16 protein-coding genes are annotated in these 16,350 nt (G+C 68.3%); 3 read left to right on the top strand and 13 right to left on the bottom strand.

What is annotated here, in order from left to right:
- Positions 1–25: 25 nt before the first annotated feature.
- The 5 genes from rfbD to NX068_RS01910 all read right to left on the bottom strand — a co-directional run bounded on the left by rfbD (position 26) and on the right by NX068_RS01910 (position 6,667).
- Positions 26–913, bottom strand: a complete 888-nt coding sequence (rfbD, locus tag NX068_RS01930; protein WP_263459601.1) for a dTDP-4-dehydrorhamnose reductase — start codon at positions 911–913, stop codon at positions 26–28.
- A complete protein-coding gene (rfbB, locus tag NX068_RS01925) occupies positions 910–1,980 on the bottom strand; it encodes a dTDP-glucose 4,6-dehydratase (protein WP_263459600.1) in 1,071 nt (356 codons plus the stop codon). Before rfbB ends, rfbD begins: the two co-directional genes overlap by 4 nt.
- A 54-nt stretch (positions 1,981–2,034) precedes the next feature.
- A complete protein-coding gene (locus NX068_RS01920; protein WP_263459599.1) occupies positions 2,035–3,255 on the bottom strand; it encodes a lipocalin-like domain-containing protein in 1,221 nt (406 codons plus the stop codon).
- 66 nt (positions 3,256–3,321) lie between these two features.
- A complete protein-coding gene (locus tag NX068_RS01915) occupies positions 3,322–5,910 on the bottom strand; it encodes an ABC transporter permease (protein ID WP_263459598.1) in 2,589 nt (862 codons plus the stop codon).
- 79 nt (positions 5,911–5,989) lie between these two features.
- On the bottom strand, positions 5,990–6,667 hold the full coding sequence (locus tag NX068_RS01910) for an ABC transporter ATP-binding protein (RefSeq protein ID WP_263459727.1): 678 nt from the start codon (positions 6,665–6,667) through the stop codon (positions 5,990–5,992).
- 256 nt (positions 6,668–6,923) lie between these two features.
- Between NX068_RS01910 and hpnC the strand changes: the two genes are divergently transcribed.
- The 3 genes from hpnC to hpnE are packed head-to-tail and all read left to right on the top strand — an operon-like array spanning position 6,924 to position 9,932.
- Entirely contained in the window at positions 6,924–7,757 is an 834-nt protein-coding gene (gene hpnC / locus NX068_RS01905; protein WP_263459597.1) for a squalene synthase HpnC, read from the top strand.
- On the top strand, positions 7,754–8,587 hold the full coding sequence (gene hpnD, locus NX068_RS01900; protein ID WP_263459596.1) for a presqualene diphosphate synthase HpnD: 834 nt from the start codon (positions 7,754–7,756) through the stop codon (positions 8,585–8,587). Before hpnC ends, hpnD begins: the two co-directional genes overlap by 4 nt.
- A gap of 4 nt (positions 8,588–8,591) precedes the next feature.
- A complete protein-coding gene (gene hpnE, locus NX068_RS01895; protein WP_263459595.1) occupies positions 8,592–9,932 on the top strand; it encodes a hydroxysqualene dehydroxylase HpnE in 1,341 nt (446 codons plus the stop codon).
- 48 nt (positions 9,933–9,980) lie between these two features.
- On the opposite strand, the gene NX068_RS01890 is transcribed toward hpnE, so the two are convergent.
- The 8 genes from NX068_RS01890 to fabZ all read right to left on the bottom strand — a co-directional run bounded on the left by NX068_RS01890 (position 9,981) and on the right by fabZ (position 16,347).
- Positions 9,981–11,117 (bottom strand): M14 family metallopeptidase, encoded by a 1,137-nt coding sequence (locus NX068_RS01890; RefSeq protein WP_263459594.1) that lies wholly within the window; start codon positions 11,115–11,117, stop codon positions 9,981–9,983.
- Positions 11,118–11,140: 23 nt separating this feature from the next.
- Positions 11,141–11,926 carry a peroxide stress protein YaaA gene (yaaA, locus tag NX068_RS01885; RefSeq protein ID WP_263459593.1) on the bottom strand — a complete coding sequence of 262 codons (786 nt, stop codon included), beginning with the start codon at positions 11,924–11,926 and terminating at the stop codon, positions 11,141–11,143.
- Between the two features lie 51 nt (positions 11,927–11,977).
- Positions 11,978–12,451: a hypothetical protein gene (locus NX068_RS01880; protein ID WP_263459592.1), complete on the bottom strand. Its 474-nt coding sequence runs from the start codon at positions 12,449–12,451 to the stop codon at positions 11,978–11,980.
- Between the two features lie 108 nt (positions 12,452–12,559).
- Positions 12,560–13,378: a TrmH family RNA methyltransferase gene (locus NX068_RS01875; protein ID WP_263459591.1), complete on the bottom strand. Its 819-nt coding sequence runs from the start codon at positions 13,376–13,378 to the stop codon at positions 12,560–12,562.
- Positions 13,375–13,992, bottom strand: coding sequence for a ribonuclease HII (gene rnhB, locus NX068_RS01870; protein WP_442806669.1), 618 nt, complete (start codon positions 13,990–13,992; stop codon positions 13,375–13,377). The genes NX068_RS01875 and rnhB overlap by 4 nt, the downstream gene beginning before the upstream one ends.
- The gene (gene lpxB, locus NX068_RS01865) at positions 13,989–15,140 is read right to left on the bottom strand and encodes a lipid-A-disaccharide synthase (protein WP_263459590.1); all 1,152 of its coding nucleotides are present in this window, start codon (positions 15,138–15,140) and stop codon (positions 13,989–13,991) included. Before lpxB ends, rnhB begins: the two co-directional genes overlap by 4 nt.
- Positions 15,141–15,145: 5 nt before the next feature.
- A complete protein-coding gene (gene lpxA, locus NX068_RS01860) occupies positions 15,146–15,916 on the bottom strand; it encodes an acyl-ACP--UDP-N-acetylglucosamine O-acyltransferase (protein ID WP_263459589.1) in 771 nt (256 codons plus the stop codon).
- Positions 15,913–16,347 carry a 3-hydroxyacyl-ACP dehydratase FabZ gene (fabZ, locus tag NX068_RS01855; RefSeq protein WP_268740014.1) on the bottom strand — a complete coding sequence of 145 codons (435 nt, stop codon included), beginning with the start codon at positions 16,345–16,347 and terminating at the stop codon, positions 15,913–15,915. The genes lpxA and fabZ overlap by 4 nt, the downstream gene beginning before the upstream one ends.
- Positions 16,348–16,350 lie beyond the last annotated feature (3 nt).

The following is a 16,350-nucleotide window of genomic DNA, read 5'->3' as shown; positions in this document are numbered from 1 at the left end:
AAGCTGATTGGCTGTACGGCCGCCCTCAGCCGAGTTCGTCCAGCATGCGCGCCACGCCGTCGCGCCAGTCGGCCAGGTGCAGGTCGAAACGCTCGCGCAGGCGCCGGGTGTCGAGACGGGAGTTCAGCGGCCGCGTCGCCGGCGTCGGATAGCTCGAGGCCGGTATCGGCACGATCTCACGCACCGCCAGTGTCCTGCCGCCAGAGCGGGCGCGGTCGATGACGAAGCTGGCGTAGCCGCGCCAGCTCGTCTGCCCGCCTGCGGCCAGGTGGTAAGTGCCCCCGTAGCCGCGGTCGCTCATCGTGCGGCGGATGGCATGGGCGCTGACATCGGCGATCAGGTCTGCACCGGTCGGTGCGCCGATCTGGTCGTCGATGACGGTCAGGCGTTCCCGTTCGGCGGCCAGGCGGAGCATGGTGCGGGCAAAGTTGCCGCCCCGCGCGGCATGGACCCACGAGGTACGGAAGATCAGGTGGTCGCAGCCGCTGGTCCGGATCGCGTCCTCGCCGGCGAGTTTGCTCGCACCGTAAACGGACAAGGGCGAAGGCAGGTCGTTTTCGCGCCACGGTCGTTCGCCGCTGCCATCGAAGACGTAATCGGTCGAATAGTGCACCAGCAATGCACCGAGCGCAGCCGCCTGCCTGGCAAGCACACCCACTGCGTCGGCGTTGATTCGGTGGGCACGTTCCGCGTCGTTTTCCGCCTGATCGACGGCCGTGTAGGCCGCGGCATTGACGACGAGATCCGGCGCCAGGCGCTGCACGCTGTCGGCCAGTGCATCGAGTCGTTCCAGGTCGCCGCACAGGCCGTCGCTGCCATGGCGATCGAGCGCAATCAGCTCGCCCAATGGCGCCAGCGCACGCTGCAACTCCCAGCCCACCTGGCCGTTCTTGCCCAGCAGCAGGATCTTCATGCTGCCTGCCCTCGTGTGCCGTAGTTGGCCGCCACCCAGTCGCGGTAGGCTCCGCTCTGCACGTCCGCGACCCATTGCGGATTGTCGAGATACCACTGCACCGTCTTGCGGATGCCGCTGTCGAAGGTCTCGGCCGGCCGCCAGCCCAGCTCGCGCTCGATCTTGCGGGCATCGATGGCGTAGCGCCGATCGTGCCCCGGGCGGTCGGTGACATGGGTGATGAGCCGTGCATGGCTGCCGTCGGCCGAGGGGCGCAACTCGTCGAGCAATGCGCAGACGCCGCGGACGATGTCGATATTGGTCTTTTCGTTCCAGCCGCCGATGTTGTAGATCTCGCCCGGCGTGCCGCGCGCCAGCACTTCGCGGATCGCGGCGCAATGATCGGTGACGTACAGCCAGTCGCGCACGTTGAGGCCGTCGCCATACACCGGCAGCGGCTTGCCCGCCAGCGCATTGACGATCATCAGCGGAATCAGCTTCTCCGGAAACTGGCGCGGACCGTAGTTGTTCGAGCAGTTGGTGGTCAGCACCGGCAGGCCGTAAGTGTGGTGCCAGGCGCGCACCAGATGATCGCTGGCCGCCTTGCTGGCCGAATACGGGCTGTTGGGCTCGTAGGCCTTGGTCTCGGCGAAAGCCGGGTCGTCGGTGCCCAGCGAGCCGTAGACTTCGTCGGTGCTGACGTGCAGGAAACGGAAAGCGGCCTGCTCCGCGGCATCGAGCGACGCGTGATGGGCACGCGCCGCCTCGAGCAGCGTGAACGTGCCTTCGACGTTGGTGCGGACGAAATCACCCGGGCCATGGATCGAGCGGTCGACGTGGCTCTCGGCGGCGAAATGCACGATCGCACGGGGCCGGTAGGTCGCCAGCAGGCGATCGACCAATGCACGGTCGCAGATGTCGCCCTGCACGAAAACATGACGCGGATCGTCCCGCAGGCTCGCCAGCGTCTCGAGGTTGCCGGCATAAGTCAGCAGGTCCAGGTTCAGGATGATTTCGTCATCACCTGCAAGCCAGTCGAGGATGAAGTTGGCGCCGATGAAGCCCGCACCGCCGGACACGAGAATCAAGATCAAGCTCCGCTTGGATCGAATGGCGGGATTATCGCATCATCGAAGCGGCGGCTACATCTCCAGGCGTTCCGCATAGCCGGTCATTTCGAGATAACCCTGACCGATTTCACGTTCACCGCCGTCCTCCGCCTGCTCGGACAGGCGCACCGCGCCTTCCCAGTACACGGCGCCGGTCGATGCGCTGCTGTCGAGCTCCTGGTCGTCCATCAGCGGGCGCAGGCTGAGCGTGCGTCCGTCGGCCAGGTGCAGGCGCCACTCCACTGGGTAGCGTGTGCCGGTGCGTGCGGATGTCCAGTACCGCAGCGGCTCGAAGCGCACTTCGTCGGGCGCAAAGGTCCGCGCCCGGCCCGCCGCATCGGCCAGCGTCCCCGCGGCCCACATCGCGCCGCCTCCGCCATCGCGCATCTGGAACAGCATCAGCGAACCGCCGTCATGCAGGTTGATGCCGATCCAGTCCCAGCCGCGCGCGCCCTGCGGCAGGATCTCCGAGGACCATTCGTGATCCAGCCAGGCATGGCCGTCCACGTCCAGAACCTCGCTGCCCAGGCGCAACCTACCCGACACGCCGAGCTGCGGCCGGCTGTAGTAATGGCTGGCGTTGAGCGGGTCCGGTGCCTTCTGGCTGAAACCCTGGCGGCCATTCAACAAGGGCGGCCGGCGGGTGTCGAAGCGCAGTTCGAAGCCGAATTCCTCCGTCTCGATGCGGCTGTGGTAGCGATCGCCACTGCTCCCGTCCGTCTCGCCCCCCTCCTCCGGTTCCATCGACAGCGACCAGCCATCGATCTCGACGTCCGTCCGGCCGGTTGCGGCGCCTGCCAGGCCGGGCCAGGCCCGTGCCGAACGCTCGGCATGGAGCAGGCGGCCATTCGCCGGATCGGCCACCGCGGCATGGGCGAGGATGAGCTGGCGCGGCGCGAAACGGCTGGGGTTGTCCTCGCCGATCAGGGTGCGCACCCGGAAGAAGGTGAGCTGGAAGCCGCGCTCTGCGCCTGCGCCATCGCGCAGCCAGCCGGTGATGTACCACCACTCGGTACGGTAGTCCGGGTGGGCGCCGAAATCATCGGGGAAGACCAGCGGCCTGCCCGGCACCACGGCCGGGTAGCCATCGGCTGCCGACGCGGATCCTGAATCCTGTGCATGAATCTCCGGTGGCAGACACGACAGCAAGGCGATGGCGACAGCGAACGCACACAGCGAGCGTCGGGCGATGTCCGCTCCGAAGCGCCTCCAGATTTCGCGCCATTGCCCAGCACGTCGTATCACCATCGACATCTGCCCTCTCCTGCAGCCGCCTTCGCACGCATCATCCAGCCGCTCCGCCCGCCTGCACCGCCGCATTCACCAGTCGGCCTTCACCGCCTGCACCGCGGAGCCTCGCATCGCCCGCGCCCCGGCCAGCCGCGCAACCAGTGCGGCCAGCGACACCAGCACGGCGGCAAACAGCGCCAGCGCAGCCCACGGCACGGCCAGGTCCATGCTCCAATGGAAACTCTGCCGGTTGACCACCTCGATCAGGATCCATGCCATCGCCCCGCCCGCCAGCAAGCCGCAGGCCACGCCAAAGCCGGCGGTCAGCGCCCCTTCGGTTGCGATCAGGCGCCCGACCTCCCCGCGCGTGAAACCCAGATGGCGCAGCATGCCGAACTCGCCTTCGCGCGTGCCGGCCAGCGCGGCGAAGGTGGTGGCGATGCCGAACAGGCCGATCATCACCGTCACCGCTTCCATCAGATAGGTGATCAGGAAAGTCCGGTCGAAGATCTGCAGCGTGGTGGCGCGGATTTCGCCCGGCAGTGCGATGATCAGGCGCCCGGGGCCGAAGCGGGCGTTCAGCGCATCGGCCACCGCGCCGGCATCGGCGCCTTCCTCGAGCCGGATCGCGGCGTCGTTGACGCGATCGTCGCCGGTCAGGGCGCGGTAGTCCGCCGGCTCGATCAGCGCCGCACCGTACTGGCGCGAATAATCCCGCCAGACGCCGGCAACGACGAAACTCTGCTGGCGGCCGGCCAGCGGCAGCGTCAGACGGTCGCCGACGCCCAGTCCCAGGCGATCGACGGCGGCTTCGGAAATCCACGCCGGCGGCAAGCCGCTCTGCCCCGGCTTGCCGCCGTCCGGGCGTCCGCTCGAGCCCGCGACCAGCGGCAAGCCCCAGTTGCCGTCGACCGGGCGCGCCAGCAGGCTGAACACCGGCTCCTCGTCCGACAGCCGCAAATTCAGCAGCCGTGTCGTATCCACCGAAGCCACGCCCGGCACCGCGGCAATGCGTGCCAGCGCATCGTCATCCAGATAGCCGCTGGCCGCCGAGCTCGAAGCCCGCACATACAGGTCGGCCGGCAGCACCTGGGCCAGCCAGTCATCCACCGACACCCGGAAGGAGCTGACCATGATCGCCATCGCCGATGCCAGCGCCACGCTGGCGACCACGCCGGCAGCGGCCACCACGGCCTGGCCGGGCGTGGCCGACAGGCGGGCATGGGCCAGGCGCCAGATCACCGAGCGCGTCCGCCCCAGCAGCGGCAGCAGGCTCCGCGCCAGCGCAGGCAGGGACAGCACTGCCGCCATCAGGCTCAGCGCCACCGCAGCATAGCCGCCGAGCGGAATGCCGCCGGCCGGCGGCAGCATGCAGGCGAGCCCGGCACCTGCCGCCAGCAGCAGCGCCAGCGGCAGGCGCCCCTGCGTATGCGGCAAACCGGCATACTGCGCCTCGCCGGCCCTCAGCGCCCGGGCCGGCGCGACCTGCGACGCTGCCCGGGCCGGCAGCCAGCTACCGAGCACACCGGCCACGCCGCCCAGCAGCAGATATCCCGCGGCAAGCATGGCATCGAACTGCAGCTCGGGTCGGCTACCGCGGAAAAAGCCTGCGCCCAGGTCGCCGCCGACCAGCCTGAAGGCCAGCGCAGCAAGCGCATGGCCGAGCATCACACCGATCGCACCGCCCACCAGCCCCAGTACCACCCCTTCGGCCAGCAGCCCGCGCAGCAATTCGCGCCTTTCCATGCCGAGCGCACGCAGCAGGGCGAATTCCCGCCGTCGCCGCGCCACCGACAGCACCTGGGTGGAAAACACCAGGAACGCGCCGGTCAGCAACGCAATGGCCGCCAGCATCGTGAGATTGACCCGATAGGCGCGCGACAGCGCACTCGCCTCGCCGGCCACGGCTTCCGGTACCTGCAGTGCCAGTCCGGGCGGCAGCAGCGGCGACAGCGCCAGACTTGCGGCTTCGGCACTCAGGCCCGGGGCGAGCTTGAGATCGATGCGGCTCAACACGCCGAGGCGGCCGAACACCTGCTGCGCGCCACCGATGTCCATCACCGCCAGTTCGGTGCCGCTCAAGGGCAGTTCGCCGGCCAGACGCAGCTCGATCCCGCTGACACCGGACTGGACGGTCAACACGCCATCCCGCAGCGCGGGCCCGGCCATCTCCCCGTTGCCCAGGCGCGACGGCAGCTCCAGGCGGGCGCGGGCATCCGCGCTGATGAAGATGTTGCGCGGCTGCAGCCCGGCAAGACGGCCGTCGCCGTCCACCAGCGCCGGGTCGGCCCGCGGCCGCAGCAAGGCCTGCATGCGGGCGACGCGGAACATGTCGACACCGAGAATCTCCAGCGTGTCCTCCCGCCCCGGCAGCCGTGCCTCGATGCGCAGCACCGGGCTGGCTTCGGCGATCTCCGGGTGCCTGGCGAGCACCGGATAAATGGCCTCGTCGAAGCCCTCACGCGGCCCCACCAGTTGCAGGTCGGCTTCGCCCGCCAGCGTGCGCAGGCCGCGGCCGAATTCGTCGATGGCCGCGCCGTGGATCAGTTGCACCGCCAGACCCAGCGCCACGCCGAGCGCGATCGCCAGCAGCGACAGCGCAGTCGCCAGGCGATGGCGCAGCAGGCTGGCGAGGAAGAGCCGGCGCGAAGTCGCGCCCACCAGGCTCACTGGGCTCACTGGACTGCCCTCCTGTCGCTGTGCGACATCCTCCCCGCGGGAGGATGAGCGCCCCCTTCGGGCGGCCGGGCGGCGACGCTCACACGCGCTCCGTGACGTCCGCCAACCCCTGCGGCCCCAATTCCAGCACCCGGTCGGCACGCTTCGCGGCCAGGCGGGAATGCGTCACCAGCACGCCGGCGGCGCCGCCGGCCCGGATCTGCCCGAGCAGCAGATCGAGCACTTCGCCGGCCCGTGCCGGGTCGAGGTTGCCGGTCGGCTCGTCGGCCAGCACCAGCTTCGGGGCATGGATCAGCGCCCGCGCAATCGCCACGCGCTGCATCTCGCCGCCCGACAGGGTGTGCGGCGCATCGTCGGCCCGTCCTTCCAGGCCCACGCGCGCCAGCATGGCGCGGGCGCGCTGATCGGCTTGGCGTTCGTCGACTTTCAGCAGCCACAGCGGCAGCGCCACGTTCTGCGCCAGCGACAGATGCGGCAGGATGTGAAAAGCCTGGAAGACGAAGCCGTAGGCCTCCCGCCGCAGCCTGGCCATCGCATCGTCGTCCAGCCCGCCGATGAGTTGCCCGCCCAGTTCGACGTGTCCGCCGTCGAACGGCTCCAGCCCCGCAAGGCAATTGAGCAGCGTCGATTTCCCCGCCCCGGATTCACCGACGATCGCCACGCATTCGCCACCCGCGACCTGCAGTTCCAGCCCTTCGAACAGAAGGCGTGGCGGGGTACCGGGAAGCGTCTTGCGCAAGGCGCGGGCAGTCAGCATGAGGTCGGTCAGGGCAGGAGTGGAAAGAGAGGTAAAGAAGGGGCCGTAAAGCCCAATTGTGTCATCGCAGCGTTGAAATTGCTGCGATGCCTGCCAAATCGACTGCCGGACCGCGCCGAAGCCCGGCGGGACCACCATACCGGCTGCCGCCATCCCTGCTCGATCCGGGATAGGGGCGAATCACGTATATACTCCGCCCGCCGAGCCGCGCAGGGCTGCCTGCCCACAACGTGGCATCGCATCTTCATCGCCAGGCATGCCGGTCGACCACTACGAGAATTTTCCTGTCGCTTCGCTTCTGCTGCCGCCGCGCCTGCGCGAGCCGGTCGAGGCCATCTACGCCTTCGCCCGCAGCGCCGACGACGTTGCCGACGAAGGCGATGCGCCGGCCGTCGCCAGACTGGCCCGGCTGCACGACTATCGTCTGGCGCTCGAAGCCTGTGCGCGCGGCGAGGTCGTGCGCGACGAGAGCCTGGCGCCGATGTTCGCCCGCCTGGGACGTGCGATCGCGACACATGCGCTGCCTGTGCAGCCTTTTCGCGACCTGCTCGACGCCTTCGCCCAGGACGTCGGCAAGACGCGCTACCGCGACTTCGCCGAGCTGCGCGACTATTGCCGGCGCTCGGCCGACCCGGTCGGCCGCCTGCTGCTGCACCTTTACGCCGCCGCCACGCCGGAGAATATCCGCCGCTCGGACGCCGTCTGCACCAGCCTGCAGTTGATCAACTTCTGCCAGGACGTGGACGTCGACTGGCGGAAGCAGCGCATCTACCTGCCGCAGGACGACATGGCGCGCTTCGAGATCACCGAGGGCGACATCGACGCCGGCCGCTGCGATGCCCGCTGGCAGGCGCTGATGGCTTTCGAAGTGCAGCGCGCCCGTGCCATGATGCTCGACGGCGCGCCGCTGGCGCTGGCCCTGCCCGGCCGCATCGGCTGGGAGCTGCGCCTGATCGTGCTCGGCGGCCTGCGCATCCTCGAACGCATCGAAGCCGCCGGCTACGACGTCTTCCGCCGCCGGCCGGTACTCGCCCGGCCCGATTGGCTGCGCCTCGGCTGGCGCGCCCTGAACTACCGGAACATCGCATGAATCCGCACGACTACTGCCAGGACAAGGCCGCCAAGAGCGGATCGAGCTTCTACTACAGCTTCATGTTCCTGCCGCCCGACAAACGCCAGGCGATCACCGCGCTGTATGCCTTCTGCCGCGAGGTCGACGACGTCGTCGACGAATGCCACGACCTGTCGCTGGCCCAGACCAAGCTCGAATGGTGGCGCAAGGAGGTCGCGCGCACCTGGGCCGGCAACCCGACCCATCCGGTCGGCCATGCGCTGAAGGACGTGCTGCCGCGTTTCGCGCTGCCGCAGGAGCAGTTGCTGGAGATCATCGACGGCATGGCGATGGATCTGTCGCAGACGCGCTACCTCGATTTCAAGGGCCTGCAGCTCTACTGTTACCGGGTCGCCAGCGTGGTCGGCCTGCTGGCGGCCGAGATCTTCGGCTACCAGGACCGCCAGACGCTGAAATACGCCCACGACCTCGGCATCGCCTTCCAGCTCACCAACATCATCCGCGACGTCGGCGAGGACGCCCGCCGCGGCCGCATCTACCTGCCGATCGAGGACCTGCAGCGCTTCGACGTGCCGGCCAAGGACATCCTCGAGGCACGCCACTCCGACGCCTTCCGCGCATTGATGGCTTTCCAGGCCGAGCGTGCGGAAGGCTTCTACGACCAGGCTTTCGCCCAGCTGCCGGACATCGACCGCAAGACGCAGCGCCCCGGCCTGGTGATGGCGGCGATCTACCGCACGCTGCTGCGCGAGATCGCCGCCGACGGCTTCCAGGTGCTGGACCGCCGCACCTCGCTGACGCCGCTGCGCAAGGTCTGGCTGGCCGGCACCACCTGGTTCAAGGGCTGAGCGGATGAGCGTGCCGACCGTCGCGGTGATCGGTGCCGGCTACGCAGGCCTCGCCTGCGCGGTCGAACTGGCGCGCGCCGGCGTGCATGTCACGGTGTTCGAGCGCTCGCACACGCTGGGTGGGCGGGCGCGGGTGGTGGCCAAGGACGGCTGGCGGGTCGACAACGGCCAGCACATCCTGATCGGCGCCTACACCGAACTCACCCGCCTGCTGCGCACCACCGGCTGCTCGCCCAAGCAGCTCGCCCACCTGCCGCTGACCCTGCACGTGCCGGGCAGGATGAGGCTGAAGGCAGCGGCGCTGCCCGCGCCTTTCCACCTGGCCGTCGGCCTGCTGCGCGCCGAAGGCCTGAACTGGGCCGACCGGCTGGCGATGCTGCGCCTGATGCGCTGGCTCAAGAAGCAGGGTTTCCGCTTGCCGCCCGAGATGACGGTCAGCGGCCTGCTGCATGAGACTCGACAGACGCCCGTGCTGGTCGAACTGGTGTGGGAGCCGCTGTGCGTCGCCGCGCTGAACACACCGGCCGCCGAAGCTTCGGCCCAGGTCTTCGCCAACGTGCTGCGCGACAGCCTGGCCGCCTCGGCCAGCGACAGCGAACTGCTGATCCCGCGCGTCGACCTGTCCGAACTGTTCCCGGTGCCGGCGGCCCGCTATCTCGCCACCCGGCGCGGCAAGCTGCGCACCGGCAACGCGATCGAGGCGATTCAGCCGGTCGACGGCGGCTTCCGCCTCGAAGGCGACCCCGGCAGCCGGCCCTGGCCGCATGTCGTGCTTGCCACCGCGCCCTATCACGCCGGCGCCCTGCTCGCCTCCACCGGCCAGTGCGAGCGCCTCGCCGCGCAGATCGACGCCCTGCCGCACGAGCCGATCGTTACAGTCTATCTGGCGCTCGGGAAAGGGCAGAAGCTGTCCGAACCGATGATCGGCCTCGACAGCGGCACCACCGCCACGCTGACGGCCAGCCCGGCACAATGGGCTTTCGACCGTGGCCAGCTGGGTGGGCCGGAAGGCCTGATCGCCTGCGTCATCAGCGCCCACGGGCCGCACGAGGCGCTGCCCCGCGACGAACTGATCCTGGCCACGCATGCGCAACTCGAACGGCAATTGAGCCGCAGGCTGCCCGCGCCCGAGTGGTCGCAAGTCATCGTCGAGAAACGCGCCACCATCGCCTGCCGGCCCGGCGTCTTCCGCCCCGGCATGCGTACGCCACTGCGCGGCCTGTGGCTGGCCGGGGACTATCTCGACTCCCCCTACCCCGCCACCCTCGAATCCGCCGTGCGCTCGGGCACGGCCTGCGCGGCGGCCATCCTGGCCGAGCTGGGAATCAAGGCGACCTGGCTGTAACACCCCGGAGCCAGGGATCAGGTCGCGCTCCGTCGCGGCACTGACCCGTCAACCGGGGCTTTCATCGTCCCTGGAGACGTGGCACAGGATTGCATCGAGCATCGACGCACCCAGCCGCTTGCTGCGCGCGCCGTTCCAGCCAGCCTGTTCATCGGGCAGGTTCGCGTTGTCCTTGAACGGCATTTCCAGCGTCAACGACACGCAACCGAAGTGATTGGCGACCCACTTGCTGGCGAGCGTCAGCAGTTCCTCGCCGAAGCGGCCGGGTTTGTAGCCCTCCTCGGTCTGGAAATCGGGGGCCGCGACGGCGAAGGCCTCGATGAAGCGTGCCTGCTGCTGGACTGCCTGTGCGGTGAAGCCGGGTACTTCCTCGGCGGTCGAGAAAAAGACGTAGGGCAGCGCCTCGTCGCCGTGGATGTCGAGGAAAAGCCCGCAGCCGGTGCGCTGCATTTCCCGTCGCACCAGAAAGACCTCCGGACTGGCGGCGGGGTCGGGCTCGCGCCACTCGCGATTGAGATTGCGCCCGGCCGCATTGGTGCGCAGATTGCCGCGGACCGCGCCGTCGGGGTTCATGTTGGGCACGATGCAGAAGCGCGCCTGCTCGCGCAGACGGCGGGCGACGGCGTCGAAAGGATCGAGCAGGCGCTCGAGCAGCCCTTCGACGAACCATTCGGCCATCGTCTCCCCGGGATGCTGGCGGGCGATGATCCACACCGGCACCGTGTCGGGCCGGCCGACGGTGACGAGGTCGATATCGCGGCCATCGACGCTCGCACCGAGGTTGCTCACGCTGGCGAAAGGCGAAGCTTCGGCACGGGCGAGCAGATCGAGATGGCGCTCGTGCGAATACGGCTCGAAATAGGCGTAGTAGACGCTGTTGCGCTCGGGCGTGTGCTCGACGACCAACTGGCCGTTCTCGTAGCGGGTGCCGGAGACGCGGAACCAGTCGCGGCGATCGTAGGACGCCACGCAGCGGTAAGCCGGCCAGCCGTCCGGGTAGGCGGCCTGCGAGGCGTTCTCGAACACCATGCGCACTGCCCTGCCCGCGGCACCCGTCAGGCGGAAATGGAACCACTGGCGGAATTCGGCCGCATTGTCGGCACGCAGGCGCAGCCGGATGTTCTGCGGGTCGTCGGCGCAGGCCACCTCGATCGCGCCGGAATCGAAGCATGAACTGATGCACATGGAGGCCACCTCAGCCATTACGTTCAGGCCTCGCGGCGGCGGAACACCAGCCGGTCGTCGTCCGAGGCTTCGGCCGCGAAGGCATAGCCTTCGGCCGCGAAACCCTTGACCCCGTCGACGTCGTCGATGCGGTGCTGGATCAGGTAGCGGCTCATCAGGCCACGCGCGCGCTTGGCGTAGAAGCTGACGATCTTGTAGCGGCCTCCCTTCCAGTCCTCGAAGGCGGCGCTGACCAGCCTGCCCTTGAGTTTCGCCGGCTTGACCGACTTGAAATACTCGTCGGAGGCGAGGTTGAACAGAATCGGCTCGCGTCCGGCATCGGCCTCGGCGGCGAGCAGGCGGTTGAGTTCGTCGGTGATGCGATCGCCCCAGAAGGCGTACAGATTCCTGCCGCGGGCATTCTCCAGCCGGGTGCCCATTTCCAGGCGGTAAGGCTGCATCAGGTCGAGCGGGCGCAGCACGCCGTACAGGCCGGACAGGATGCGCAGATGGTCCTGTGCCCAGTCGAGCTCCTGCGGCGTCAGGCTGTATGCGTCCAGCCCCTCGTACACGTCGCCGTTGAAGGCGAATACCGCCTGCTTGGCGTTGTCCGGCGAGAACGGCGTTGACCATTGTTCGTAGCGCGCGGCATTGAGGCTGGCGAGCGCATCCGACAGCGACATCAGCTCCGCGATCTGCGCCGGCGAGCGCTCGCGCAGGATGGCGACGAGTTCGGCGGATCGATCGAGGAAATCCGGCTGGGTGAAGCGCGGCGTGGCGGGCGGCGTCTCGTAGTCGAGCGCCTTGGCGGGGGAAATGACGAAGATCATGGGCGGGTCACGGCCGGCAGGAAGAAGCGCCCAATGTTAGCAAACGGCGCGCTACATCACCGCGCGCAGTTGGCTGGCGAGTTCATCGACGCGCTTGAGGCCGGTACGGTTTTCGGCGATGGACGCACGCCATTCCTCGAACAAGGCCTCCAGCTCCGCGCGCTGCTGCGAGCCCTCGATGCGCTTGATCAGATTCATCTTGTTGTAGTGGCCGTGATAGGCGCGCAAGGTGTTGATCATGAAGTTGCGCGCCTTCTGCAGATCCTGAGTTGCGGCTTCGTTCATCCGCGATGCTTCGGACGGTGGTGGCGCTTCGGCTTGTGGCGACGCCTCGGTGACGAAGCCGGCGTCGATCAGTTGGCCGAGCGTGCTTTCGATGTCGGGATCGCCCGCCAGGGCATGCAATTCCCCTTTCGAGCGCTGCCCATCGATCAGGATCAGCAGCCGCCGCGCACGCTGGCCGATGGCCCCGCTGCGATTGGCGATTTCGCCCATCCCCCGCGGGGTCTTGAAATAGATCGTCACTCCTCGTCTCCTCGGCAAATGCGGCTTTCCGCCGTCTGGCCGCGCATGCTGCGACGCGTGCCGCGAACATGTACCCGCGGCTAGCATCCTGTGCGAGGAAAAAGGCTGTCAATCGCCTTTTCTGGAAGAATGTGACGTATTTGACATGCGCCGTTGCCTGGCCTGCTCGAACAGGCAGACTGCGACTGCAGCGGCGACGTTGAGCGATTCGATCGAGTCGGCGATCGGAATCACCACACGCTCGGTGGCAAGGGCAAGCAGGCTGGGCGACAGGCCCTGGCCTTCGGCACCGAACAGCCAGGCCGCGGGGCGGCACAGCTCGATGTCGTACAGCTCGCGCGCATCGGACGTCAGCGCGGTGGCCAGCACCGGACCGGGAAAATCCCACAGCACCTGCAACGCGTCGACGCGTTCCCGGATGCACAGGCCGAAGTGCGCCCCCATGCCGGCACGCAGCACCCTGGGCGACCAGGCGCCGGCACAGCCTTCGGTGAGCAGTACGTCGCGCACCCCGGCCGCCGCCGCAGTACGGAGGATGGTGCCGAGATTGCCGGGGTCCTGCACCGCATCGAGCACGATGACGTCGCCCGCCAGTTTCTCCGGCGCCGGCTCTGCCGGCAGGTCGATGATGGCAAGGATGCCGGAAGGTGTGTCGACCGGGCTGATGTGGGCGAACAAGGCGTCGGGAAACTGGTAGTGCGGTATCTCGGCCGGGCAGCGTGCGAGCAGGTCCTGGATTTCCGCACTGGCAAGGCCGCTCTCGGCGACGACGAGGCCCTTCAGCGGCCATCGGCGCTGCAGCGCGGCATCCAGCAGGTGCGCACCATCGAGCAGCGTCTCGCCATGTTTGCGCCGTTCGCGGGCGGAGCCGGCCAGCGCATGCAGGCGCTTGACCAGCGGGTTCTCGCGTGAAGCGATCGCTTTCATCGGGCAGCGGCGTCGAGCAGGCGCCGAACGGGCGCGAAGCTGCGGCGGTAGAAATCGGCGACGCCATGCTGTTGCAACGCCTGCAGGTGGGCGGCAGTGGGATAGCCCTTGTGCGCGGCGAGCCCGTATTGCGGCCATGACGCGTCGAGTTCACGCATGCCGGCGTCACGGACAGTCTTGGCGAGGATGGACGCAGCCGAGATCGAAGGTTCGGTGGCGTCGCCCTTGACGATGGCGCGCGCAGGATAAGGCAGGCGGGGGCAGCGGTTGCCGTCGATCAGCACTTCGGCCGGCGCCACGCCCAGCCCCGCGACCGCGCGCTGCATGGCCAGCATGCTGGCGTGCAGGATGTTGAGGCGGTCGATTTCCTCGACATTGGCTTCGGCGACCGCCCAGGCCAGCGCACGCTCGCGGATCAGCACCGCCAGGCGCTCGCGCGCACGCTCGCCGAGCTTCTTGGAATCCGCCAGGCCGTCGATCGGGCGTGCGGGATCGAGGATCACCGCCGCGGCGACGACCGGCCCGCACAAGGGGCCGCGCCCGGCCTCGTCCACACCGCATACCAGCACCTGCCCCGGACATGCCGCAGCAGGCATGAAAAGGTCTGCGCTCACGTCGTCCTGCCGTTCAGGTAAGGCAGGATGGCCTCCGCCGCCTTCTGCGCCGTGTCCTGCCGCAGGGTCAGATGCAGCTCGGTGAAGCGCAGCTCGAGCGCCGCGCAGCGGTCGGCGTCGCCGAGCCAGGCCTCCAGCGCCGCGGCGAGATTCTCCGGCGTCGCATCGTCCTGCAGCAGTTCCGGGACCAGGCCTTCGTTGCACAGGATGTTCGGCAGGCCGACCCACGGCAGGTAGGCCATGCGCTTCATCAGCCGGTACTGCCAGTCGCCGATGCGGTAGGTGATCACCATCGGCCGCTTCAGCAGCGCGGCTTCGAGGCTTGCGGTGCCGCTCGCGACCAGCACCGCGTCGGCGGCGGTCATGGCCTCGACCGCATGGCCGAACAGCATGCGGATGGGCAGTTCCGTCGCCTGATTGCGGTGCAGCGCCTCTTCGAAAATCAGGCGGGTCTCGCGCGTCGCCAGCGGCACCAGGAAACCCAGGCCGGGGTCGCGTTCGAGCATGCGGATCGCGGTGGCGATGTAGATGTCGGCCAGGTTGCGCACTTCGGACTGGCGGCTGCCCGGCAGCATCGCGACGATCCTGCTGTCGGGGTACAAACCCAGCAGTTCACGCGCCGCGGCGCGGTCGGGGCACAGCGGAAAGACGTCCGCCAGCGGATGGCCGACGTAGCTGACCGGCACGCCGGCCTGTTCGTACAGCGCCGGCTCGAACGGGAACAGGCACAGCATGCGGCTGACCGAGCGCGCGATGCGCTTGATGCGCCCGCCGCGCCAGGCCCAGATCGACGGGCTGACGAAGTGGATCGCCGGAATGCCCGTGTCCTTGACCTTGCCTTCCAGCCACAGGTTGAAGTCGGGCGCATCGACGCCGATGAAGGCTGCCGGCCGCTCCTTGCGAACCTGCGCCAGCAGGCTGCGGCGAATGCCCGACAGCTCGCGGTAGCGCTTCAGCGCATCGACATAGCCATGCACCGCCAGCAGTTCGCAGGGCCAGCGCACGTCGAAGCCTTCGGCCTGCATCTTCGGCCCGCCGATGCCGAAGAACTCGGCATCGGGCAGGTACCGACGAATGGCCCGGATCAGATGGCTGGCGAGCAGGTCGCCGGATGCTTCTCCGGCCACCATCGCGATGCGAACGGTCATGGCGCTCAGCGGACGATGCCGCGGCCGGAGTCGGCGATGAACTCGGACAGCGGGCCGGCCTCGGCATGCTCGGCCACGATCTCGGCGACGCGCTGGCGCGCTTCGTCCAGCGTCAGGCCGCTGCGGTACAGTGCCCGGTAGGCACGCTTGATCGCGGCGATGCCTTCGCTGCCGTAGCCGCGGCGCTTGAGGCCTTCGCTGTTGATGCCGTGCGGCTTGGCGGGATTGCCGGCGACGGTGACGAAGGGCGGCAGATCCTGCAGCAGCACGGTGCCGACGCCGCAGAAGCTGTGTGCGCCGACGCGGCAGAACTGATGCACGCCGGTGAAGCCGCCGAGGATCGCCCAGTCGCCGACATGGACGTGGCCGGCCAGCGTCGCGTTGTTGGCGAAGATCGTGTGGTTGCCGACCTGGCAGTCGTGCGCCACATGCACGTAGGCCATGATCCAGTTGTCGTCACCGACCCGGGTGACTCCCCCGTCCTGGCTGGTGCCGACGTTGAACGAGCAGTACTCGCGGATGGTGTTGCGGTCGCCGATCTCGAGCCGGGTAGGCTCGTCGTCGTACTTCTTGTCCTGCGGCTTGGCGCCGAGCGAGCAGAACTGGAAGATTTCGTTGTCGCGGCCGATGCGGGTATGGCCTTCGACGACGACGTGCGGCCCGATCCGGCTGCCGTCGCCGATCTCGACGTGCTCGCCGATGATCGAATAGGCTCCGATCGAGACCTTCTCACCGAGCCTGGCGCCCGGATGGACGATGGCGGTCGGATGGATCATAGGGTCTTCAGCGCGCACATCAGATCGGCTTCGGTCGCCACTTCGCCGTCGACGCGGGCGACCCCCTTGTACTTGTAGATGTTGCGCTTGTTCTGGGTGATCTCGACTTCGAAGATCAACTGGTCGCCCGGCACCACCGGGCGCTTGAAGCGCACGTTGTCGATGCCGGCGAAATACACCACCGAGTTCTCGTCAGGCTTGACGCCCATGCTCTTGAACGACAGCACCGCCGCCGCCTGGGCCATCGCCTCGACGATCAGCACACCGGGCATCACCGGATGGTGCGGAAAATGGCCGGGAAAGAAAGGCTCGTTCATCGTCACGTTCTTCAGCGCGACGATGCGCTTGCCCTCCTCCATCTCGAGCACGCGGTCGATCAGCAGGAATGGATAACGATGCGGCAGGTATTCGACGATTTCGTTGATGTTCATCAT

The sequence above is a fragment of the Thauera carbonicopians genome (assembly GCF_025699485.1).
Classification (GTDB): domain Bacteria; phylum Pseudomonadota; class Gammaproteobacteria; order Burkholderiales; family Rhodocyclaceae; genus Thauera.
The sequence above is the reverse complement of the archived record's forward strand: the minus strand, read 5'-3'. Positions and strand labels throughout refer to the sequence as shown.